Source organism: Methylocaldum sp. 14B (assembly GCF_002005105.1).
Lineage (GTDB): Bacteria > Pseudomonadota > Gammaproteobacteria > Methylococcales > Methylococcaceae > Methylocaldum.
In genome coordinates this window covers 80,665-100,629 of record NZ_MSCV01000005.1, presented here as the reverse complement: position 1 = coordinate 100,629, position 19,965 = coordinate 80,665, and the positions used below count along the sequence as shown (strand labels likewise).

The 19,965-nt window shown below is 56.7% G+C and carries 24 protein-coding genes; 9 read left to right on the top strand and 15 right to left on the bottom strand.

From position 1 onward, the window contains the following. The first annotated feature begins 199 nt into the window (after positions 1 to 199). The 3 genes from panB to ubiA all read left to right on the top strand — a co-directional run bounded on the left by panB (position 200) and on the right by ubiA (position 2,603). Positions 200 to 985, top strand: coding sequence for a 3-methyl-2-oxobutanoate hydroxymethyltransferase (panB, locus tag B2A78_RS05175; RefSeq protein WP_077728843.1), 786 nt, complete (start codon positions 200 to 202; stop codon positions 983 to 985). A 152-nt stretch (positions 986 to 1,137) separates the two neighbouring features. Beyond that, the gene (locus B2A78_RS05170) at positions 1,138 to 1,719 is read left to right on the top strand and encodes a chorismate lyase (protein WP_240502407.1); all 582 of its coding nucleotides are present in this window, start codon (positions 1,138 to 1,140) and stop codon (positions 1,717 to 1,719) included. Next, on the top strand, positions 1,716 to 2,603 hold the full coding sequence (gene ubiA / locus B2A78_RS05165) for a 4-hydroxybenzoate octaprenyltransferase (protein WP_077728841.1): 888 nt from the start codon (positions 1,716 to 1,718) through the stop codon (positions 2,601 to 2,603). Before B2A78_RS05170 ends, ubiA begins: the two co-directional genes overlap by 4 nt. A gap of 232 nt (positions 2,604 to 2,835) precedes the next feature. Here the strand turns inward: ubiA and B2A78_RS05160 are convergent, their stop codons facing one another. The 7 genes from B2A78_RS05160 to B2A78_RS05135 all read right to left on the bottom strand — a co-directional run bounded on the left by B2A78_RS05160 (position 2,836) and on the right by B2A78_RS05135 (position 9,594). Continuing rightward, positions 2,836 to 3,921: a nucleotidyltransferase family protein gene (locus B2A78_RS05160; protein ID WP_077728840.1), complete on the bottom strand. Its 1,086-nt coding sequence runs from the start codon at positions 3,919 to 3,921 to the stop codon at positions 2,836 to 2,838. Further along, on the bottom strand, positions 3,906 to 4,832 hold the full coding sequence (locus B2A78_RS05155; RefSeq protein ID WP_077728839.1) for an HprK-related kinase A: 927 nt from the start codon (positions 4,830 to 4,832) through the stop codon (positions 3,906 to 3,908). The genes B2A78_RS05160 and B2A78_RS05155 overlap by 16 nt, the downstream gene beginning before the upstream one ends. Beyond that, complete coding sequence (locus tag B2A78_RS05150) at positions 4,829 to 5,119, bottom strand: HPr-rel-A system PqqD family peptide chaperone (protein WP_240502417.1); 291 nt, start codon at positions 5,117 to 5,119, stop codon at positions 4,829 to 4,831. The genes B2A78_RS05155 and B2A78_RS05150 overlap by 4 nt, the downstream gene beginning before the upstream one ends. 38 nt (positions 5,120 to 5,157) lie before the next feature. Then, complete coding sequence (locus B2A78_RS25555) at positions 5,158 to 5,913, bottom strand: hypothetical protein (protein ID WP_143735070.1); 756 nt, start codon at positions 5,911 to 5,913, stop codon at positions 5,158 to 5,160. 350 nt (positions 5,914 to 6,263) lie between these two features. Beyond that, positions 6,264 to 7,901 (bottom strand): electron transfer flavoprotein-ubiquinone oxidoreductase, encoded by a 1,638-nt coding sequence (locus B2A78_RS05145; protein ID WP_077728837.1) that lies wholly within the window; start codon positions 7,899 to 7,901, stop codon positions 6,264 to 6,266. Continuing rightward, positions 7,898 to 8,848, bottom strand: a complete 951-nt coding sequence (locus B2A78_RS05140) for an FAD-binding protein (protein ID WP_077728836.1) — start codon at positions 8,846 to 8,848, stop codon at positions 7,898 to 7,900. Before B2A78_RS05140 ends, B2A78_RS05145 begins: the two co-directional genes overlap by 4 nt. Beyond that, positions 8,845 to 9,594 carry an electron transfer flavoprotein subunit beta/FixA family protein gene (locus tag B2A78_RS05135; protein ID WP_077728835.1) on the bottom strand — a complete coding sequence of 250 codons (750 nt, stop codon included), beginning with the start codon at positions 9,592 to 9,594 and terminating at the stop codon, positions 8,845 to 8,847. Before B2A78_RS05135 ends, B2A78_RS05140 begins: the two co-directional genes overlap by 4 nt. 60 nt (positions 9,595 to 9,654) lie before the next feature. Between B2A78_RS05135 and rnd the strand changes: the two genes are divergently transcribed. The 4 genes from rnd to B2A78_RS05115 all read left to right on the top strand — a co-directional run bounded on the left by rnd (position 9,655) and on the right by B2A78_RS05115 (position 14,087). Further along, a complete protein-coding gene (gene rnd / locus B2A78_RS05130) occupies positions 9,655 to 10,845 on the top strand; it encodes a ribonuclease D (RefSeq protein WP_240502406.1) in 1,191 nt (396 codons plus the stop codon). Then, positions 10,838 to 12,421 carry a bifunctional aminoglycoside phosphotransferase/ATP-binding protein gene (locus B2A78_RS05125; protein ID WP_077728833.1) on the top strand — a complete coding sequence of 528 codons (1,584 nt, stop codon included), beginning with the start codon at positions 10,838 to 10,840 and terminating at the stop codon, positions 12,419 to 12,421. The genes rnd and B2A78_RS05125 overlap by 8 nt, the downstream gene beginning before the upstream one ends. Positions 12,422 to 12,653: 232 nt before the next feature. After that, a complete protein-coding gene (locus tag B2A78_RS05120) occupies positions 12,654 to 13,457 on the top strand; it encodes a PDZ domain-containing protein (RefSeq protein WP_168175348.1) in 804 nt (267 codons plus the stop codon). A 198-nt stretch (positions 13,458 to 13,655) separates the two neighbouring features. Then, positions 13,656 to 14,087 (top strand): hypothetical protein, encoded by a 432-nt coding sequence (locus B2A78_RS05115; RefSeq protein ID WP_077728831.1) that lies wholly within the window; start codon positions 13,656 to 13,658, stop codon positions 14,085 to 14,087. A gap of 278 nt (positions 14,088 to 14,365) precedes the next feature. Here B2A78_RS05115 and B2A78_RS05110 read toward each other — a convergent pair whose 3' ends face one another. From B2A78_RS05110 to B2A78_RS26505, 5 genes are all read right to left on the bottom strand, one after another. Continuing rightward, the gene (locus tag B2A78_RS05110; RefSeq protein ID WP_077728830.1) at positions 14,366 to 14,797 is read right to left on the bottom strand and encodes a type II toxin-antitoxin system VapC family toxin; all 432 of its coding nucleotides are present in this window, start codon (positions 14,795 to 14,797) and stop codon (positions 14,366 to 14,368) included. Beyond that, entirely contained in the window at positions 14,794 to 15,051 is a 258-nt protein-coding gene (locus B2A78_RS05105) for a plasmid stabilization protein (RefSeq protein ID WP_077728829.1), read from the bottom strand. The genes B2A78_RS05110 and B2A78_RS05105 overlap by 4 nt, the downstream gene beginning before the upstream one ends. Positions 15,052 to 15,501: 450 nt before the next feature. Beyond that, entirely contained in the window at positions 15,502 to 15,762 is a 261-nt protein-coding gene (locus B2A78_RS05100) for a hypothetical protein (RefSeq protein WP_143735069.1), read from the bottom strand. A gap of 96 nt (positions 15,763 to 15,858) precedes the next feature. Further along, positions 15,859 to 16,086, bottom strand: coding sequence for a twitching motility protein PilT (locus B2A78_RS26510; protein ID WP_119631954.1), 228 nt, complete (start codon positions 16,084 to 16,086; stop codon positions 15,859 to 15,861). Positions 16,087 to 16,096: 10 nt separating this feature from the next. Beyond that, positions 16,097 to 16,255: a hypothetical protein gene (locus tag B2A78_RS26505; protein WP_240502405.1), complete on the bottom strand. Its 159-nt coding sequence runs from the start codon at positions 16,253 to 16,255 to the stop codon at positions 16,097 to 16,099. 813 nt (positions 16,256 to 17,068) lie between these two features. On the opposite strand from B2A78_RS26505, the gene B2A78_RS05085 reads away from it, so the two are divergent. Both B2A78_RS05085 and B2A78_RS05080 read left to right on the top strand, forming a co-directional pair. Next, positions 17,069 to 17,365: a type II toxin-antitoxin system RelE/ParE family toxin gene (locus tag B2A78_RS05085; protein ID WP_077728826.1), complete on the top strand. Its 297-nt coding sequence runs from the start codon at positions 17,069 to 17,071 to the stop codon at positions 17,363 to 17,365. 5 nt (positions 17,366 to 17,370) lie between these two features. Then, entirely contained in the window at positions 17,371 to 17,670 is a 300-nt protein-coding gene (locus B2A78_RS05080; protein WP_077728825.1) for an addiction module antidote protein, read from the top strand. A 63-nt stretch (positions 17,671 to 17,733) separates the two neighbouring features. Here the strand turns inward: B2A78_RS05080 and B2A78_RS05075 are convergent, their stop codons facing one another. The 3 genes from B2A78_RS05075 to B2A78_RS05065 all read right to left on the bottom strand — a co-directional run bounded on the left by B2A78_RS05075 (position 17,734) and on the right by B2A78_RS05065 (position 19,887). After that, a complete protein-coding gene (locus B2A78_RS05075; protein WP_240502404.1) occupies positions 17,734 to 18,129 on the bottom strand; it encodes a VapC toxin family PIN domain ribonuclease in 396 nt (131 codons plus the stop codon). 125 nt (positions 18,130 to 18,254) lie between these two features. Continuing rightward, positions 18,255 to 18,320, bottom strand: coding sequence for a type II toxin-antitoxin system VapB family antitoxin (locus B2A78_RS26500; protein WP_240502414.1), 66 nt, complete (start codon positions 18,318 to 18,320; stop codon positions 18,255 to 18,257). Positions 18,321 to 18,786: 466 nt separating this feature from the next. Beyond that, a complete protein-coding gene (locus B2A78_RS05065) occupies positions 18,787 to 19,887 on the bottom strand; it encodes a 5'/3'-nucleotidase SurE (protein ID WP_077728824.1) in 1,101 nt (366 codons plus the stop codon). Positions 19,888 to 19,965: the final 78 nt, after the last annotated feature.

Genomic DNA, 19,965 nt, shown 5'->3' with positions numbered 1-19,965 from the left:
CCCGCCTTGAGGGAAAATCGACCAACGAGATAAGAGCCTATCCAGGCCGTTCGCCCTGAGCCCTTCGACTTAGCTCAGGACAGGGTTGTCGAAGGGTCTGTCCTGAGCCGAGTCGAAGGGTTCTGGGACCTGGCTCTAAGCACCCTGACGAAACGCTTGCGACGCCAGATACGAATCCGACACACCGGAGATGAAAGCCATGAAACTCAACGCAGAGTCCTTGAGACAAATGAAGTCGGTAAAGCCGATCCCGATGCTGACGGCTTACACCGCCCCCGTAGCCCGCTCTCTCGAAAAAGCGGGGATTCCGGTCATCCTGGTCGGAGACACGGTGGGGATGGTGGAAATGGGCTTCGACAGCACGCGCCATGTCACCATCGAGCACATGCAATACCATATCGGCGCCGTCCGCCGCGGCGCGCCGAATACGCATATCATCGGCGATCTTCCATACAACAGCGATCGCGATCCGGCCACGGCCCTGAATAACGCCAAACTGCTGCTGGACGCCGGCGCCGACAGCATCAAGCTGGAAGGTCCGAAGTACGACGTGATCGCTCATCTCGTTGCCAACGGAATCGACGTGGTCGGCCATACCGGATTGACGCCCCAGACGGCTTCCGACTTCCGACAGGTCGGAGGCAAGAAAAGCGACGCGGAACGCATCTTGAGCGAAGCGATCGACATCGCGGAAGCGGGCGCGTTCTTGGTGGTTCTGGAGCACATACCGGCAACCCTGGCGAAGACCATCACGCAGTCGATCAAGGTGCCCACCGTGGGAATCGGTGCCGGCGCATCGTGCGATGGACAGGTTTTGGTCATTAACGACGCGATCGGCCTGGGGGATTTCTGGCCGCCGTTTTCGAGACAGTACGCTTACGTTGGCAAAGCGATCGTCGATGTTGCCGAGCGATTCATGAAGGAAGTCGACGACGGAACCTTCGTGGACAATGTTCTCCACATGCGCGGTTCAAGGAAGAGATAGAGATAGCGATTTGTCCGACCGAAGCGGCCGCTCCGACCGAACCGCCGGAACAGAGGCGCAGCTAGGCAATTCCTTGCAGATGAATGTATCCGGCCGGTCAGGAAAACTCACGCGCTCTGCTAAAATTCGCGGTTTATTCTCGAGACCGACCATTGACGACACGCAGCCAACTTTTCCGCCGAGCACCGGACTGGTTTCAACTTGGAAGCAGTCAGCGCAGCCAGATCCCCGAAGGGCTCCATCCATGGCTTTTCGAAGCCGGCTCGCTGACCCGCCGGGTTCGCGGCCTTTGCGGCGGCGATTTTCGCCTCCGGGTGCTGCAGCAGGACTGGCTGAGGCCGTTTGCCGACGAATCGAGAGCGCTGAGACTTAGACCTTCGCGGGTCGCGTTGGTACGCGAGGTGGCTCTTCAATGCGGCGAACAGCCCCTGGTCGTGGCGCGCAGCATCATACCGGCAAGTATTCTCCGCGGCGCTCAGCGCCATCTGGCTTCTTTGGGCAACCGCCCGCTGGGAGAGATTCTTTTCTCCGACCCGAACCTGAAGCGGCTGGGGCTGGAATTGGCCGTCGTCGAAAGGGCGAAATGGCTACCGGAACGTTCCAAAGCTCTTGACTTCGCCGAATCGTCCGACCGAATCTGGGGTCGGCGCTCGCTGTACGCCGTCGCGCACGGAAACCTGTTAGTAGCCGAGTTTTTTCTACCTTCTCTGTTGAAGCGAGAAGCAAGCCTATGATCGACCAACCGACCTTCCGGCTGTCCAGCCGTCGTCTCGAGCTTTACTGGCGATTGATGCGTCTGGACAAGCCCATCGGCATCTTCCTTCTGCTTTGGCCGGCCCTGTGGGCGCTATTGATTGCCGGAAACGGCAAACCCGACGTCCTGGTGAGCTTCGTCATCGTCACCGGCGTCGTGCTGATGCGGGCGGCGGGCTGCGTGATCAATGACTACGCCGACCGCGACTTCGACCCCCACGTCAAACGCACCAAATTACGTCCGATCGCCGCCGGACTGGTGACACCCAAGGAAGCGCTTTGGCTGTTCGTCGTGCTGTGCCTGGTATCGTTCGGCCTGGTTCTACTCACCAACCCGCTCACAATCGCGCTGTCGGTCCCCGGCGCTTTTCTCGCCGCGTCCTATCCGTTCATGAAGCGCTACACCTATCTTCCGCAAGCCTATCTGGGACTCGCCTTCGGCTGGGCGGTGCCCATGACTTTCGCGGCCCAGACGGGCGGCATTCCGTGGGTCGGCTGGGAACTTTACTTCGCCACCATCCTGTGGGCTTTGGTTTACGACACGATGTACGCCATGGTGGATCGGGAGGACGATCTCAAGATCGGCGTCAAATCCACCGCCATTCTGTTCGGCGACATGGATCGGGTGCTGATCGGAATGCTTCAGGTCTTCGTGCTGCTGATTCTTTATTCGGTGGGAAGGCAATCCGGGCTTGGAATAGCCTATTTTCTCGGTCTCTTGGTCGCCGCCGGGCTGGCCGCCTACCAACAGTATCTGATCCGGGAGCGCGATCCCGCCGGCTGCTTCAAAGCATTTCTGAACAATCATTGGTTCGGCGCGGCGGTATTTTTCGGGTTGGTAGTCGACTACGTCTCCCGCCTTTAGAGCATTTTCCGATTCGGTGTCAGAGAGCCCGATAGGTAGGTCGGCAATCCCTTCCCAATCGCAAACGGTCGCTTTAGTCGCGACCCTTCCGACAAAATCCTTTGCCGAGCCGATAAGTCGGCAAGGGATTGCCGACCTACGTTCTTCCCGCCCGACACGAAGCCGTACACCGGGATGAAAAACGCTCTAGGATGCCTCCGGAGCACCAGCAAGCTCGCATCGAGCCCTCGTTTCACCCGGACTGTTCAACCGCCAATGCCTTACGAGCGAGATGATAAACGAGCAGAGGCAAAGGCATGCGCAGCCAATGGCCCCGAACATAAAGCATCCACCGGGCAATCCCCGTGAAACGGTCGGCGACTGTGGAATGCTTCGGCCGAAGCGCCCGTAAGAACAGCGCATCCATCAGGCTGAGCAATGGCCGCGCCGGCGATCCCACCGCAGCCTTGGCCTGAATCCGCGGAGGAATTCGCGTCCCCAGTATCTTCTCCGTATAACGAAAAGCGTAAAACAAAGGCCTGGCAAGACCGACCTCCACGGCTCGTTCCATCAGACGCTCCCAAAAGCTGTCGTCAGCGGCTGCGAAGTGCGTAAGCAGGGTATCGATATCGGCGAGGTCTCTAAATCCCGAATCCAGTTCGCCTTCCAAAAAAAGATGAGTAGCACTGTGCAGCACCATATCTTCGGGCGCAAGCACAAACAGCCTGTCATGTCCCGGCAACGGCGCTGCCGCAGCGAGCATTTTTTTCGAATCGGCCCGAATCCTGGAAGTAATCGGTGTAATAGCATGATGTACATCGATAACCGTACCACGCTTAATGTGCTGCATCGGTGGGATTTCGTGCATCCATTGGCGATAGTAGCGCTGGTCATAAGCATCATGATGCGTGCTTATCCAGCCATGCAGCATCAGCGCCGCTTCGACATCGGCCAATCGCTCGCGCGGCACCAGTATGTCGATGTCAGCAAACACACGCCCCCGTGCTGCCGGTAGGCCGGCCATTGCGTAGGCCGCCCCCTTGAGCAGGACGATTGGAGCCTGAGTTCTAGCCAGGGCCTTTCGGATTTGCTCGACCTCAATTTCCACGGCCTGGTTTTGCCGGCGTGCAACCAGGTGCGCAGAGATCAGATGTCTGCGGGGAGCCTCCGGGATTAGATCGAGCAAGCCATGGTCTTCGAGTCGGGCCGCTAACTTGGCGAGTACCTTTGCCGCCCTGCACTGGCGGATAACGATGTCCCAGTCGCCAAGAGAACAATCGATTAGAGTCTCGGTGCATGTCAGCGCCTTGGCGGCGGCGACATTCATCGGGCCTGACATAGCGGAGGCGCCTTCAAATCAGCAAATATCGAGATGGCATCATCCAGCTTACTATAGGTAAATTCATAACATTCAGCCTGATCGACTATGCCTATCAAAGCATCAAAGCCTATTGCACCCAGTAAGGTGTAATTAAATGAGTTTTCGGCGAGACGCACGACTGTCCGAGCCTTGGAGTGAGGCCGCAACCGAACGGCAGCATCGCGCTCGTAACGAGGAAAGATGACCCACGCAGGACAAGCCGTTTCGCGAGAACGGAGAATGCTGCCGACCGGCGCTTTCATGTGAGTTACTGTCCCTTTGCGGGTATCTTTTACTACCGGCCCAATCACTGCCGAAGGATTGAAATGGCGGATAATTTCGATCGAATCATTCTTGAGCCCGATCGGGCGGGGAATAGGCGTTATCCGAAGCGTTGCCGGATCGATAAGAGCCAATTCATCGGAAAGCAGCCTCCATCCGCGACTGACCAAAGCGGCGCAGAGTGTACTCTTGCCCGAACCCGGGGGAGCCGCCAAAATTGCCGCACATCCCTCCCGCTCAACGACCGCTGCATGAATCATCAGAAACCGATGGCAATGGTTCGCTATACACCAATTAAGCCCCCATTCGAACATGGGATAAGCTTGCTCGTAAGGCAAAGGCTTAAATGGAACCGTGCCGTCGAATTCAAAGCTGACCTGAGGGCGGAACCAGCGATACGCCGATCGAGGTCGCCGCAACGATACGTGGAAATCTGCAAACGCGCTTGAACCTGGTACCGGGTACTCGCTGTAGTAAAGCTGTAAGCCGGCTAAAACGCTAGGAATATCGGTATAGATTCGGACAACAAACGGAGCAAGTTCTAGAGTTACGCCCTTGTCCGAAAATTGCGCGGACAGGGTCTCGTCGAAGGAGTTAAAAGAGCTCAACTGGCAATTATTTCAATTAGGCCAAGACGCTGAAATTCTTCTAATGTGATGTCAAGAACTCGAATCAACTCCTGTTCGTCGAGATCACCTTTTGCGTTTATTCCGGCAAGAATGGTTGAAGTCTTAAGCGCCTTCTCAGCCTGCAGCATTTCTAGAATCTGAGCACTCAATTTCGGCACTGCGTAAGTGTTACAGCTGGCTGCATCGAATACCACGCATTCGTCCTGCCAAAGCGGCGACATCTTCAGGCGGGCCGCCGAACAAAGAGTGACCACGCGTAAGGTCATGAAGATCAAAAGCAATTTATACCAAAGCCAGCTAATTTTTAGACAAACCCCATGGTGCTTTGTAGATAAAAAATGATTTCCGTTACTCCCCATTTAACACCATTCGTGGGCTGATACTCCGTTAAAGGACCTTTCGCAAACATCTCTTTTGCTTGATCTACCGAAACTGGATACTTCGAATCGGCATTTGCGTTATAAATCGCCGCAATAATGAATTGGGCGAACTGGGCGGCTTGCGGATCGGGCTGCTTTTCCGGAAACGCCAAAAGTTCCCATACAGACGCAAGCCGAGTTTGATCTACAGTCCCGGCACCGTTTGTTGGTAAAACTGGTATAAAAGTAGTAGTGGCGCCAACATACACATCCACGGTTGTACCAAAACTGGATATCTTTGAAGCGGGAGGATTCGAGTCCGATGAAAAAAATGTGTCAAACGAAGGGACACCGCCCCCGGTACAGCCGATCGGATTTCCACTGCCGTCTTGTATCTGCAGTTGCGGTGCATCCAATCCACCTAGAGGCCATGAACCGAACGAAGCACACATCACCAAATAGGAAGGCGGTTTTCCATTGCAGGAATAAACCGGCTCCTCTGTTTGGGGACTGGTGTTTCCAGATGCATGCCGGGATGGAGTGGCACAAGCATTAGCCAACGGCGAATAACCAGAAAAGCTCATCAGGACAGGCGTGGTCAGACCAATTCTCGTCAAATTGCGCCGCGTTTGATCAATTTCCTTTTGCTGCGTTGATGACCGCAACTCAGACTGTTCTTCATGAAGCATATCTTTAGCCATTGTTAGTGCAAATTTCCGATTGTTAAAAACTCTAATGCAACTTACGCGCCGATCACCCTAATAAATTGATTTCTTGGCAACTTTTGATCGCATGCGCAACAATTTTGGCACACTTGTAAAACTTTCTGACATTTGCCAAGATTTGGAGCGAAAGTCAATCAAACTTTACTTCCCGGTAATCTAGTTTAACAGCTGAGTATCCGCCACCCGGACATATTTGCAACTTTCGATCAGAAGCGTGCGTTCGCGATTTAGCCAGGCTTGGAGAACAACCGGTACCAAGATTTTATTCAACAGCGTCCTGCTACCCTATAACTCTCCCGACTTCGACACACAGAACGACCTTGCTTTCACATGTTTACGTAGTTCGGTCCCCCGCCCCCTTCTGGAGGCACCCAGTTGATGTTCTGTGCCGGATCCTTGATGTCGCACACTTTGCAGTGAACGCAGTTCTGCGCGTTGATCTGGAATCGGGCCGGCTGTCCCGGCGCCTCCACGATTTCATAAACCGCCGCCGGGCAATAACGCTGCGCCGGCTCGTCGTACAGCGGCAGATTCCGCTCGATCGGGATGGCCGGATCGGTCAGAACGAGATGGCAGGGCTGGTCTTCCTCGTGATTGGTGTTGGATAGATAGACCGAGGATAGTCTATCGAAGCTCAGCACGCCGTCGGGCTTCGAATAATCGATCTTACGACTGTCCGCGGCTCGATCCAACGAGGCGTGATCCGGAACGCGATTGTGCAGGGTAAACGGCAGCTTTCCCCGGAAAACATTCTGATCGATCCAAATGAACGCGCTTCCAACAAGCGTTCCGAATTTCGCCAACGCGGGACCGAAGTTCCGGCCCCGGAACAGCTCCTGATCGACCCACGATTGGCGATAACGGCCGCCCATATCCGGAATTCCGCCCGTTTCCAGCGCCTCGAACACCGCCTCCGCCGCCAGCATGCCGGTCTTCATGGCGGTATGATTGCCCTTGATCTTCACCGGGTTGAGAAAACCGGCATCGCAACCCGCCATCACGCCGCCCGGAAAAGACAGCTTCGGCACCGACTGCCAGCCGCCCTTGTTCACCGCGCGGGCGCCGTAGCCGATCCGGGTTCCGCCTTCGAGGAACCGGCGCACCACCGGATGGTGCTTCCAGCGCTGCATTTCGCTGAAAGGATTCAAATAAGGATTACGGTAATTCAAGGCCACAATCAAACCGAGCGAAACCAATCCGTCCTCGCCGTGGTAAACGAAGCCGCCACCTTCGGTTTCGTTGTCCAAAGGCCAGCCTAAGGTGTGAACGACCCATCCGGGCCGATGACGCGACGGATCGATGCGCCAGATTTCCTTGATGCCGATGCCGTAATGCTGCGGATCGACGTCCCGCCGCAATTCGAAGCGCTCCATCAGCCGCTTGCCCAAATGCCCGCGGCAGCCTTCGGCAAAAATCGTGTAGGGCGCGCGCAGCTCCACGCCCGGCTGATAGTTCGGCTTCTTCGAACCGTCCCTGGCAATGCCCATGTCGCCCGTGACGACGCCGGCTACCGCGCCTTTATCGTCATAAAGCACATCGGCCGCGGCAAATCCGGTGAATATCTCCGCTCCAAGGGCTTCGGCCCGTTCCGCCAGCCATCGGCACAAGCGGCCCAGGCTGATCACGTAATTGCCCTCGTTACGCATCGGCTTCGGCATCAGAAAGCCGGGCGCTTTGAACGAGCGCTTTTCGCTAAGGAGGTAATGCAATTCATCGTGTTCGACGGCCACGGTGACGGGCGCGCCCTGCCCTTTCCAGTCCGGGAAAAGTTCGTTCAGGGCGGTCGGCTCGAACACGGCGCCGGAAATGATGTGGGCGCCGACCTCCGCACCCTTTTCGACGACGCAGACCCGGAGCGACTTTCCGGCTTCATTGGCCAGCTGCATCAATCGGCAGGCGGCGGACAGTCCCGCGGGGCCGGCCCCCACGATGACGACATCGAACTCCAGACTCTCCCGATTCACGATTTATCCTTGGGCAGAGCATCGGCCAATGCCGGCAGCACCTCGAACAAGTCGCCCACCAGGCCGATATCCGCCACTTCGAAGATTGGCGCATCGGGGTCCTTATTGACGGCGACGATGGTCCCCGCATCCTTGATTCCCGCCAGATGCTGTATCGCGCCCGAAATACCGAAGGCGAGATAAAGCTCCGGCGCGATGATCTTGCCGGTCTGCCCCACCTGCAAGTCGTTCGGAACGAATCCGGCATCCACCGCCGCGCGGGAAGCGCCGACCGCAGCGCCCAGCCGATCCGCCAGGGCGTAGATCAAGTCGAAGTTTTCCTTGCTTGCCAGGCCGCGCCCGCCGGACACCACCACGCGGGCCGACTGGAGATCGGGACGCCCGCCGGACGAACCTTCGACCCGGAGAAAACGCGTGTGGGTCGGGCAGTCGAAATCGAGGCTGATTTTTTCCACAGGCGCCGATCCTGTCTCGGCAACCGCCTTGAACGAAGCCGTACGCACGGTCGCGACGACGATGCCCGGCGGCGTTTCGATCGTTTCCAGCGCGTTGCCGGCATAAATCGGCCGCTCGAAGACATTTCGGCCGAGCACCCGCATGATGTCGCTGACTTGCGGAACACCGAGCAGCGCCGCCGCGCGTGGCAGAACATCCTTGCCGAAGGTGGTCGCCGGCGCCAGCACATGGGTGTAGTCCTTGGCCAGCGCGGAAACTTGCGGCGCCAGAACCGCCGCCACTGGGTTACGGTTGGCGGCATGTTCGACCAGCAACACACGGGTCACGCCATTCAGCCGGGCCGCGGCTTCAGCAGGTTTGTTCTCCGCCTCGGCGAACACCGCCACATCGACCGCCTCAGGTCCGAGAGCCAGCGCGCAGGCCACGGTTCTCGAAGTCGAAAGATTCAAGGTTTCGCCGTCGTGCTCGGCAATAACCAATACCTTGCTCATGACAACAGCCCTCGCTCGCGCAGCGCCGCCACCAGCTCGTCGACCGAAACCACTTTCCGGCCGGCCTGGCGCTTTGGCGGCGGCGCGACTTTGAGCAGCCTGGCCTCCGGTACGAACTCGACGCCCAGGTCTTCCGGCGTAACCGTTTCGATCGGCAGGCGGCGCGCCTTCATGATGTCCGGCAACTTGGGATAACGGGGAATATTGAGGCGAAGGTCGGCGGAAATCACCGCCGGCAGATCGACCAACAGAAATTCGAGCCCGGCATCCACCTCGCGGGCAACGGTCGCGGTTTTATCGGCCAATTCGATCTTGGACGCGAAGGTGGCCTGGGGCCAGCCGAGCAGAGCCGCCAGCATCTGCGGGGTTTGGTTGCAGTCGTCGTCGATGGCCTGCTTGCCCATGAGAATCAACTCGGGATTTTCGCGTCGGGCGAGCTCGGCCAGGGCGCGTGCGGCGTTGACGGGTTGAGGCGCCGCATCCAGGGGTATATGAATCGCTCGGTCCGCACCGAGCGCCAAAGCGCTCCGCAGCTGCTCCTGGACCGCCTGCGGCCCGATCGAAACGGCCACGATTTGCGTCGCCTTGCCGGCCTCCTTAAGGCGAATCGCCTCTTCCAGGGCGATCTCGTCGAAGGGATTCATGCTCATCTTCACCCCATCCAGCATGACGCCCGAGCCGTCCGGCTTCACCTGGATGCGCACGTTGTAATCCACCACGCGCTTTACACTCACCAATACCTTCATGCGCCACCTCGGATCATCGGCGGGAGCGTATTCTTCGTCCCTAAGCCATATAATAACTTTATGACTCGAAAAAGCACTCTCTTCGACATGACGCCTCTCTCCCAAATCAGCTATATCGATTCGCCCAGCCAACTCCAAGATTTCTGCCGTGCCGTCAAGAACTCTCCATGGCTCGCCGTGGACACCGAGTTCCTGCGCGAGAAAACCTACTTTCCCAAATTCTGCCTGCTCCAGATCGCGACCGCCGACAAGGTCGCCTGCATCGATCCGCTCGCGCTCGAATCCTTGGAGCCGGTAGCGGATTTACTGTTCGATCCGGCCATCACCAAGGTTTTTCATGCCGGGCGACAAGATTTGGAAATCTTCTTTCATTTGTGGGGACGTTTGCCGACACCGATCTTCGATACCCAGATCGCGGCTCCCCTGATCGGCTTGCCCGAACAAATCAGCTATGCCGGACTGATTTCGGAACTGCTCGGAATAACCTTGGGCAAAGGACATGCGCGCACCGACTGGTCGCTCCGGCCCCTGGCCGATGCGCAATTGCGCTATGCGGCCGACGACGTCATCCATCTCGGAACCGCTTACCTGAAACTGTGCCAGCGACTGGAAGCCTTGGGCCGCCTGGACTGGCCGGAAGGCGATTTCGGCGCCCTGCTCGATCCGAAGCTTTACGAGAATGCGTCCGATCAAGCCTGGCAGCGTATCAGCGGACATTATCAGCTGAATGCGTCCCAGCTCGCCGTGCTGCAGGCGCTCGCGGCCTGGCGCGAGGACAACGCGCGCCAGCAGGATATTCCACGCAGCTGGCTGGTCAAGGACGAGGTTTTGTTCGATCTCGCACGGCTTCAGCCGACGAATGCCGACAAGTTCAAGCTGATCCGGGGACTGGAGGAACGGACGCTCAAGCGTTACGGCAGCCAATTGTGCCGGATCATCGACGAGGCGAAACATCGTCCGCCGCCGGCGGTTTCTCTCAGGCCGCGGCAGGCCAAAAAGACGCCCGAACAGGAAGCGTTGCTCGACGTATTGACCGCGGTGGTGCGTCTTCGGGCCGCCCAGCACACCCTGAACCCGGCGGTGCTCGCGGGCCGCAAGGACCTGGAACAACTGATGGATGACCCGGAGCAATCGAAACTGCTTCAGGGCTGGCGCAAGGCGATGGCAGGGGCGGAACTGGAAGCGCTCCTTCAGGGCGAACGGCAACTCAGAGTGATCAACGGCCGTTTACGGATGGAACCGCATGGATGACGCCCGCTATCCCGAACTGATCTCGGCGCTGCGGAACCCCGCCGCCTACGATCATCCCACGGAAGCTATCGAAATCCGGGAGACCCATATCTCCTGGGTTTTGCTGACCGGTCCATACGCCTACAAAATCAAAAAGCCGGTGGATTTCGGCTTCCTCGACTTCTCCACCCAGGACAAGCGCCGCCTGTTTTGCGAAGAGGAACTCCGCCTCAATCGCCGGCTCGCCCCGGACTTGTATCTGGCCGTCGTCCCCATCGCCGGAGATCCCCAAAACCCGCGAATCGGCGGCAGCGGCGCCCCCATCGAATTCGCCATCAAGATGCGCCGCTTCGACGAAGCGGCACTATTCGATCGTCTGTGTCAGGACGATCGCCTGTCGGCCGAACACATGGACAAACTGGCCGAGACGCTGGCCCGATTCCACGCAAGCGTAAATCGCAGCACCATCGAAGACGCCCACGGACTCCCGGAACACATCTACGACGCCGCCGAACATAATTTCACCCACATCGAGCCCTTGCAGGACGATCCGGTCGACGTCGCCAAGCTGGAAGCCGTGCGCGCCTGGACGTCCGAGGCGTATTCGCGCTGCCGGGAGACCATGCTCGCCCGAAAAGCCGCCGGCTTCGTTCGCGAATGCCACGGCGACCTCCACCTCGGCAATATCGTGCTCATCGGCGACGAGCCCACGCCGTTCGACTGCATCGAATTCAGCGAAGACTTGCGCTGGATCGATGTGATGAGTGAGCTGGCCTTTCTGGTCATGGATCTGGAAGTCAAAGGCAAGCGGGATTTGGCTTTCCGGCTTCTAAACCGCTACCTGGAAGTTACCGGAGACTACCGTGGTCTCTCGCTCTTCCATTATTACCGCGTCTACCGCGCCATGGTTCGGGCCAAGATCGCCCAACTGACCCGCGCCTCTACCGGCGACACCGCGAAGCAGCAGGAGTTATTGGACCTGTACCGGCGCTATCTCGATTACGCATCCGGCCTCATCCGGCCTCAAAAACCGGCATTGCTCATCACCCACGGTTTTTCCGGCAGCGGCAAATCCCACATCGCGGGCCAAATCGCCGAACGCCTCCCGGCCATACGCCTGCGCTCCGACCTGGAACGAAAACGCCTGGCCGGCTTCGCCGAACACGCCAACACCGCATCGACCCTCGACGCCGGCATCTACACCGCCGACATGACGCGCAGAACCTATAGCTATCTGCTGGATACCGCCGAAGAGATCCTGAAATCCGGCCTCTCCGCTATCGTCGACGCCACGTTTCTAAAACACGACCAGCGGGAAAGCCAGAAAATGCTGGCCGAACGGCTCGGCGCATCATTCCTGATCCTCGACTGCCAGGCACCGATCGCCACATTGAAAAGCCGCATCGAATCCCGCGCCCTGCTCGGGCGTGACCCTTCCGAAGCCAACCCGGCGGTGCTCGACTATCAGCTCGCGGCGCATGATGTTCTGACCGAGGAAGAGCAGCGCGATATGCTGATGATTGATACCGGAGTAGCGGTATCTATTGACGAGCTTATCAAGAAGATCTGTCTCATCACGGGTAAGTCGCCCGGGTAAGATTTTCTTGCCGAAAAGGAATAGCCTAATCGGAAGCAAGAAACACAAGCCTTACCCCGATCATTCATGCAGGGATGAGGGGCGTAGTGTGAGAATTCAATACTAATAGTGTTATAAGACTTGAATTCTCACACCACACCTTTAGGGTAAGGAAATCGAACCATAACAAAATAGGGTAGAGGCTTTGGCTTACCTTATTCAAATTGAAGTCATGCTCGGAAGGGGGACTCTAATGGTTAAAAATTCAATCGCAGTCTCGGTGCTCTTAGTTTTACTTCAAGGATGTTCAACCCCTTTTGCCGAGTTCTACCACGATAATACTGGGGGTGTTGATCTCTCCAAGGCGCCTGCAGTAGAACTCCCCACCGGCAAGCCTCAGTTTTTTCGCGGTAATCATCCGGAGCAGGATACATTGAGAATGCTTGAGGACAATTACAGACTAATTGGCTATTCGTCGTTCAATGCAGGCGATGTGAATGAAAGCGACGCAATCGCGCAGGCAAAGAAAATTAGTGCAGCTGTAGTAATTCTGTATTCCCAATATACGGGATCTGTGCCCGGGTCGATGCCATTGGCGCTTCCTGATACCACTACCTCATCAACATCAATGCTTGGCAGCGCTTATGGTCCTGGTGGTTACGCCTCGTATTCTGGAACCGCATATACGACGACTTATGGAACCAAAACGACGTATATTCCATATACTGTGCATAGATCAGACTACTTGGCGACTTATTGGATCAAAATGAAGCGTCCAATATTTGGTGTTCATATACAGGAACTTACCCCGGAAATAAAAAAGCAAATCGGGAGTAACAAAGGCGTTCTGATTCAAGCAGTGATAAAAGGCTCACCAGCGTTCGATGCTGATATCCTGAAAGATGACGTGCTGAAACAAATCGGAGATATTGAAGTATTTGATGGGGACAGCTACCAAAAGGCGCTATCCAAGTATGAAGGAAAAGAAGCGGACGTTTTTATCATTAGAGGCGACAAGGAAATACATAAATCTGTGGGGTTGAGAAAAAAATATTAGCCAATAACAAAAAGGCGTCATTACTCAGATAACAAATGCGAGCGGCGCTCTTTGTTTTGCCGCTTCTGCTGCAGGTTTACTTAAATATTAACTGTGTCGCCAAGGTACTAGAAGATGAACGAATGTGATCGTGTACGAGGTGTCGGTCAATTGTGTTTCCACTGCACAAGAAACATTGCTTATTATCGTGCAGGATGGATGGGTAAGAACTTTGTTTCCAACGACGATTTTTGGGTGAATGCGAACAGCAATTTTCTAGATATCGCCGTTCTTGAATGGTGCAAACTTTTTACTGACACAAAAGGAAAACATTATTGGACGAAAGTCGTACCTAAATCTGAAACTTTCATGTCTTCTCTTTACGCGGATATTGGGATCACAGAAGGAGATTTCGACGCATGTTATAAGGAAATGCAGACGTATCGAGATAAATTTGTGGCTCACCTTGATGCTGAGCGACGAATGCAGATTCCAAAGTTAACTATTGCCTTTGACACAGTGGTTTTCCTCTATAGCGTTGTGCGGACTGCGTATCCGGACTATCTTCACGATGCGCCATTAGATTTAAAAGCCTTCTACAACGAACGCTTCGCTCATGGTCGCATTAGATATCCAACAATATCAACATAGGCATTGGGGTCAGGCTTTCGTTCTTTGCTTTCGATTTCAATACGCCCCAGCTATTCCGACCCGCGTCGTCCAACGGTTTGATATGGCAAGAGTTTTCCGGACAAAAAGTCAGGCTGCTGTTTGCCACTGTTGTTCGAGTTCCAGCGGAGTTCGGTAGCTCAGGGTTGAACTCGTGTAGCCCGTGTAGGGCGGAATAGCGTACTTGCGTATTCCGCCGCATGGGAATCTCCATTCGGTGCATTACGCTAAACCTAATGCGCCCTACACGAGCTAACCCGCTACGATGCTTCTGGTTGCCAGGGATCGATCAACTTAATTTCCGTTATTTCCTGGAAGTCTTTCAGGTTTCTGGTTGCCAATACCAAACTGTGATTCACGGCAATTGCCGCGATTTGCGCGTCTTCAACCGTAATTGGGCGACCGATGCGGGTACGATGTGCCACAAGTATCGCGTAATGTCCGGCGGCGCGTTCGTCAAAAGGGAGGACGGCTCCTGCAAAGTCTTCGGTAAACATTGCATGTGCCGCATTTGCGAGCGCATCCCGGCGTCTGCCTTTGGGCAGCAAGGCTATGCCCAATTCGATTTCGGCCTGGGTGATGGCGCTGGTAAAGATGTCGCCCCGTGATTGCCTGTCCAGCCAGCCGAGAACGTGCGCATCGGGCTGCGCTTTCATCAACTCCGAGATTACGTTGGTGTCCAGTAGGATCATGGTTCGCCTTTGTCCTTAAAGTCCGGCGGCGGGCGGATATATGTCCGTTCCGGCAATGGCAGATCAACCCCGCCAATCGCAGCAAACCGACTATGGATGCGGAGTCCCAGGCCGGTTTCGGCGGGCGAAGCTTGCACCGCCTGTCTGAGGATTTGCCGCACTTCCTCTTCCATTGAGTGGCCATGGATGGCCGCGCGCAAACGCAAGCCTGCCTTGATGGATTCATCGAGATTGCGAATGGTGAGACTAGCCATGATGGGCTCCGTGTATGCAATGCATGCATCGCTATCGTAGAGCTCGGAGACTGTCGGCGTCAAATAGTCAGGTCGGGCGGGTATCGCCCGCCAAATGATCGGGATATCAGTGGTGACGGCGTGGTCCTAACGATGGAACCTGGACTACAGCCAATCGGCGACGCGAAAAACTACCCGTGCTTCACCGGATTGGTATGGTTGTCATCGAAGTGCCAAATGAAAGGGGCCAGCTCTCACATTCCGACATCAAAGAACTGCCCTTTTTCCCCATGCAAGGAACAGAAATCGCCGTCGATCGTCTCCCAATACCACTCTTAGAGTACTTTCATACCTACTGTACGGGCACTCGCGAGTAGGTTGGGAATCCTTTCCCGACGGTGCCGTTGGGCCAACGGGTTCGTCGGCAAAGGATTGCCGACCTACAAATGCTGAGCCCGTTGAAATCACCGTCTATCGCCTACCAAGGCCATCCTTGATATCTATCCCGAGAGAGAAGGCACTCGGCGCGTCAGCCGTATAGTCGGGCGTGATCGGCACGATGGTGATGTACCCTCGCGCATACCACGTGGTGTCGGCGCCGGGCACCTCGGGCGTTTCGTCGGGGACAATCTTCGTGATCCCGCCCCGGAGCGTGGTTCCGACCGGTACATCGGCGCAGGGCTCACGACAGCCGATGTTGATGGTGACCGTATCGGCGCCATAGCTCACCACCAGATCGTCCGCAAAGGTGACCGTGCGACCCTGCCGCGAAGGGGTCACGAAGGGGTCAGGCTTTTGTTGTTTACTTTCGATTCCAACACGCCCCGACTATTCCACCCCGTATCCCCCGACGGTTCGCAATCCCAGGTGCTCGACAAACGGAATGAAGTCCCGATCGGAAAACAGCTGGGCGTGTCCCTTTTCGATGCGGAATGTAGCGATGATGACGTCGGCGGTTTTGCGGGTGGTGATGCCCCGTTTTCTGAGTGCCCGATAATTCTCCACGTTTTTGTGCGCCTGTTCGGTGCCGAGCAAGTCATAAACGGTTAGCGACATCAGCAACCGTTTAGCCGTTCGGAAATGCCATCCTGGCGAAATCCTTGCAAGACCTCGGTTGGATCAAGTCGCCGATCGCCAGCAGTTCCACGCCGAGCAGTTCGTCGAGTATGGCAGTTTGGGGCGTGTCGATGCCGTTGAAGGAGGGCACACCGGGGTCAGATCTCACATTCCAACATTTCAGCACTATGGGATGGTCGGACACCGACTTCAGGGGCGCTATAAGGCGATATTGGTTCAGAAGGACACCTACTTGATACGGGTTGGCTGCTCAGCCAGTTTGGGCGGGAACGCAAGAGCGCGATCAAGTCCTGCCGTCGATTCGTAATGGACGGCAGAGGGCTGCCCAGTCCACTGGATCAGACCCACCATCAATTGCTATTGGGCGATAATGCGTTCGTCGAGCGATACCGGCAGAACAAAAGCCCGAAGAACTCCGGGCTCCAAAGCGCATCGGCGGTTTATCGCCCTGCCCCTTGACGACTATCGGCAACGCTATCCGGACAGGAATGAGGCATTGGCGCGGGCCTATCTATCCGGCGCTTACACTATGTCGGAGATCGGCACTCATCCAGGCGTTCACTGTAGGAAGCTCTGAACAAGTGGATTCCGTTCATGCCTTTCGACTTAGCTCAGGACAGGCCTGTCGACGGACTTAATCAGAGCTTCCTTAACTGGATTCAGGAGAAAACCGGTATCGATGCGGCCAGCGAGGTCCACTCCTCTCGGGGGCTCCTCGTTCACGTCTTCGGTCGCCTAGCGGCCGCCATCTTCTTATTGAACGTCTTACCGCAAAGCGCTTAATTTGCATTAAAGCGCGACCCGCCGGGACGCAGGCCGTTTACAGGTATTGCTTTACATTCGGCTCCGGCGCTTTGCTCAGGTTCTGTTGTCCGGTGCGCCGCTTAGCTAGACGTTGGGCATCTTGCAGCGGTGTCCTCGCGCCATTGACATTATGTAGCCGAGCGGCTACGGTTAGCCCATGATCGAAATCCGCAAGACAGACGTCTTCGCTCAGTGGCTCGATGGCCTGCGAGACATCCAAGCGAGAGCGCGTGTTCAAGCCAGAATTGAACGGCTCGCCGCCGGTAACTCTGGCGACGTTGAGCCCGTCGGCGAAGGTGTGTCGGAGTTGCGGATTAACTACGGTCCCGGTTACCGGGTCTATTTCAAAAAGCGGGGGCGAGAGCTCATCATTCTCTTGGCCGGTGGTGATAAGAGCACCCAAGCCAAGGACATCAAGGCCGCATTGCGTCTCGCTCGTAATCTTTCGGAGTAATTGCTATGGCCAAGACTACTACCACTCGCTATGACGTTGCTGAACACCTCAGAACCCCAGAGGAAATGGCCGCCTACCTTGAAGCTTGTCTGCAAGAAGCGAACGGAGACGCCGCCTTCATCGCAAAGGCCCTTGGCGACATCGCCCGTGCCAAAGGTATGGCGCAAGTTGCTCGGGATGCGGGACTTTCTCGGGAAAGCCTCTACAAGGCTCTCTCCGGCGAACGTAGCCCAGGTTTCGATACCATCCTCAAGGTCATTAGCGCCCTCGGGCTTAAGCTCCATGCCGAAGCCAACCATAGTTGAAAAGGTATCCAACCCATCGTTCGGGCAGTGAAAGGGTTAGGCTTTTGTTATTTGCTTCCGACTTCAATACGCCCCAGCTATTCGACCCCGTATCTCCCGACCGTTCGCAATCCCGAGTGCTCGACAAACGAAACGAAATCTCGATCGGAAAACAGCAGGGCGTGTCCGTTTATCTATGCAAAATGTAGCGATGATGACGTCGGCGGTTTTGCGAATGGTGATGCCCCGTTTTTTGAGTACCTGTTCGGTGCCGAGCAACTCATAGACGGTTAGCGACATCAGCAACCACTTAGCCGTTCGGAAATCGCCATCTTTGCGGAAGCCCTGCAAGACCTCGGTTAGAATCAAGCCGCCGATGGCCAGCGGTTCCACGCCGAGCAGTTCGTCGAGTATGGCGGTTTGGGGCGTGTCGCTGCCGTTGAAATAATCGATCCAGACGCTGGAATCGACCACGATCACCCGTCGGTTCTCATAGCGTCAAGGTCGCCTTCCCATTTGAGCTTTCCTTTGAACGCTTTGATCTGTTCCTGTTTTTCAAGCGGACGAGTGTCTTGAATCCAAGCTCTACCACCTCCCGTTTGGTTTTAAAGGCCGGTGGATTTCAGAGCTTCGTTCATTAGCTCGTCATCGATGACGATATTGGTTCGCATGCCTGATTCCGATGTGTGTCAAATATGGTCATTTTACACATCCCAAAGCTGCCCAATTCGGCAGGCAAGCCAAAGATGTGGGATAGGCATCTATCGCGGTCAGTCTTCACATTCCAACATTTAAAGAACCGTTCTCGTCGGGATCACCGTCTAGACCATTTTCATACCTGCTGTACGGGCACTCGCGAGTAGGTCGGGAATCCTTTCCAATCGCAAACGGTGTCTCCGGGAGCGCCGAAGCCACCCTTCCAATCGCAAACGGTCGCTTTAGTCGCGACCCTTCCAATCGCAAACGGCCGTCCTGGGAGCGCCAGGACGCCCCTTCCAATCGCAAACGGCCGTCCTGGGATGACCGTTTGCGATTGGAGCGCCGAAGCCGCCCTTCCCGACGGTGCACAGTTGGGCCAACGTTTTCGTCGGCAAAGGATTGCCGACCTACAAATGCTGAGCCCGTTGAAATCACCGTCTATCGCCTGCCAAGGCCATCCTTGATATCTATCCCGAGAGAGAAGGCACTCGGCGCGTCAGCCGTATAGTCGGGCGTGATCGGCACGATGGTGATGTACCCTCGCGCATACCACGTGGTGTCGGCGCCGGGGATCTCGGGCGTCTCGTCGGGAACAATCTTCGTGATCCCGCCCCGGAGCGTGGTTCCGACCGGTACATCGGCGCAGGGCTCACGACAGCCGATGTTGATGGTGACCGTATCGGCGCCATAGCTCACCACCAGATCGTCCGCAAAGGTGACCATGCGACCCTGCCGCGTAACGACGACGCCGGCGGGCTCGGGTAACGGCGGGTAGTTGATGTTGAGACCTATCCCCCGTGGCAGCAGGCTCTTTTCGCCCTCCAGAGAGCCGGCCTTGCGTTCGAGGCGGGCAATGACGGCAACGAGAAAGTCCGCCACCTGCGCGAAATGGGCCTCGTTCGCTGTCTTGCAATCCGGTGTGGACTCGCCGCACAACGGATCGGTGCTGATCGCGATGGCGGGGACAGCGCCGTTGAGCATGGGGGATAGCGCGGCAATGGCGGCACCGACCGTACCCGAAAACTGGGTGGCGGCGCCGATATTGGCGCCCACGTTGATGCCGGACACCAGCAAGTCGGGCAACCGGCCGGTGCTTTGCCGGGCGATGTCCATGGCAACGAGCGCGCTGGTCGCCGGTTCGGCTCCTTCCGCCCCGTCGCCGATCGCAACGGAATACTCGAGCGCGCCCTCGTCGTCGCGTCGCTTGGTAATCCGGAGGTCAGTCAGGTTGATCGCCGCACTGCTGCCGCTTTGCTCATTGAGCGGGCCGGCGAGGATCACGGTGTGACCGGCGGCCGCCAGCGCCCGCTTGGCGGCTTGGATCCCGATAGCATCCCAGCCGTCGTCGTCGCTGAGGGCGATCGTGAGTGCCCGGACGCCGGGCGAGGATACGAGCAACAAGGCGGCGAATGCCGCGGCGACGATGCCTCGGTGCTTGAGGAAGCTCTGATCAAGTGGATTCCGTTCGTGGCTCGACAAGCCTGTCCTGAGCCTGTCGAAGGACTTAATCAGAGCTTCCTTGAGGTCGTTGGGACGCATGGTTTACCTCCGTGTATGGGCATCTTGCAGCCACAAGCGTCCACGGGGCCTTTCTGCGTTTCCGCGGGCGCTCGCAGC

Coding starts and splice junctions, on each gene's coding strand:
- panB (WP_077728843.1), top strand. CDS start 200: ATGAAACTCAACGCAGAGTCCTTGAGACAAATGAAGTCGGTAAAGCCG.
- ubiA (WP_077728841.1), top strand. CDS start 1,716: ATGATCGACCAACCGACCTTCCGGCTGTCCAGCCGTCGTCTCGAGCTT.
- B2A78_RS05160 (WP_077728840.1), bottom strand. CDS start 3,921: ATGTCAGGCCCGATGAATGTCGCCGCCGCCAAGGCGCTGACATGCACC.
- B2A78_RS05150 (WP_240502417.1), bottom strand. CDS start 5,119: ATGACCTTACGCGTGGTCACTCTTTGTTCGGCGGCCCGCCTGAAGATG.
- B2A78_RS25555 (WP_143735070.1), bottom strand. CDS start 5,913: ATGGCTAAAGATATGCTTCATGAAGAACAGTCTGAGTTGCGGTCATCA.
- B2A78_RS05140 (WP_077728836.1), bottom strand. CDS start 8,848: ATGAGCAAGGTATTGGTTATTGCCGAGCACGACGGCGAAACCTTGAAT.
- B2A78_RS05135 (WP_077728835.1), bottom strand. CDS start 9,594: ATGAAGGTATTGGTGAGTGTAAAGCGCGTGGTGGATTACAACGTGCGC.
- rnd (WP_240502406.1), top strand. CDS start 9,655: ATGACTCGAAAAAGCACTCTCTTCGACATGACGCCTCTCTCCCAAATC.
- B2A78_RS05125 (WP_077728833.1), top strand. CDS start 10,838: ATGGATGACGCCCGCTATCCCGAACTGATCTCGGCGCTGCGGAACCCC.
- B2A78_RS05120 (WP_168175348.1), top strand. CDS start 12,654: ATGGTTAAAAATTCAATCGCAGTCTCGGTGCTCTTAGTTTTACTTCAA.
- B2A78_RS05115 (WP_077728831.1), top strand. CDS start 13,656: ATGGGTAAGAACTTTGTTTCCAACGACGATTTTTGGGTGAATGCGAAC.
- B2A78_RS05110 (WP_077728830.1), bottom strand. CDS start 14,797: ATGATCCTACTGGACACCAACGTAATCTCGGAGTTGATGAAAGCGCAG.
- B2A78_RS05105 (WP_077728829.1), bottom strand. CDS start 15,051: ATGGCTAGTCTCACCATTCGCAATCTCGATGAATCCATCAAGGCAGGC.
- B2A78_RS26510 (WP_119631954.1), bottom strand. CDS start 16,086: ATGTCGCTAACCGTTTATGACTTGCTCGGCACCGAACAGGCGCACAAA.
- B2A78_RS05085 (WP_077728826.1), top strand. CDS start 17,069: ATGATCGAAATCCGCAAGACAGACGTCTTCGCTCAGTGGCTCGATGGC.
- B2A78_RS05080 (WP_077728825.1), top strand. CDS start 17,371: ATGGCCAAGACTACTACCACTCGCTATGACGTTGCTGAACACCTCAGA.
- B2A78_RS05065 (WP_077728824.1), bottom strand. CDS start 19,887: ATGCGTCCCAACGACCTCAAGGAAGCTCTGATTAAGTCCTTCGACAGG.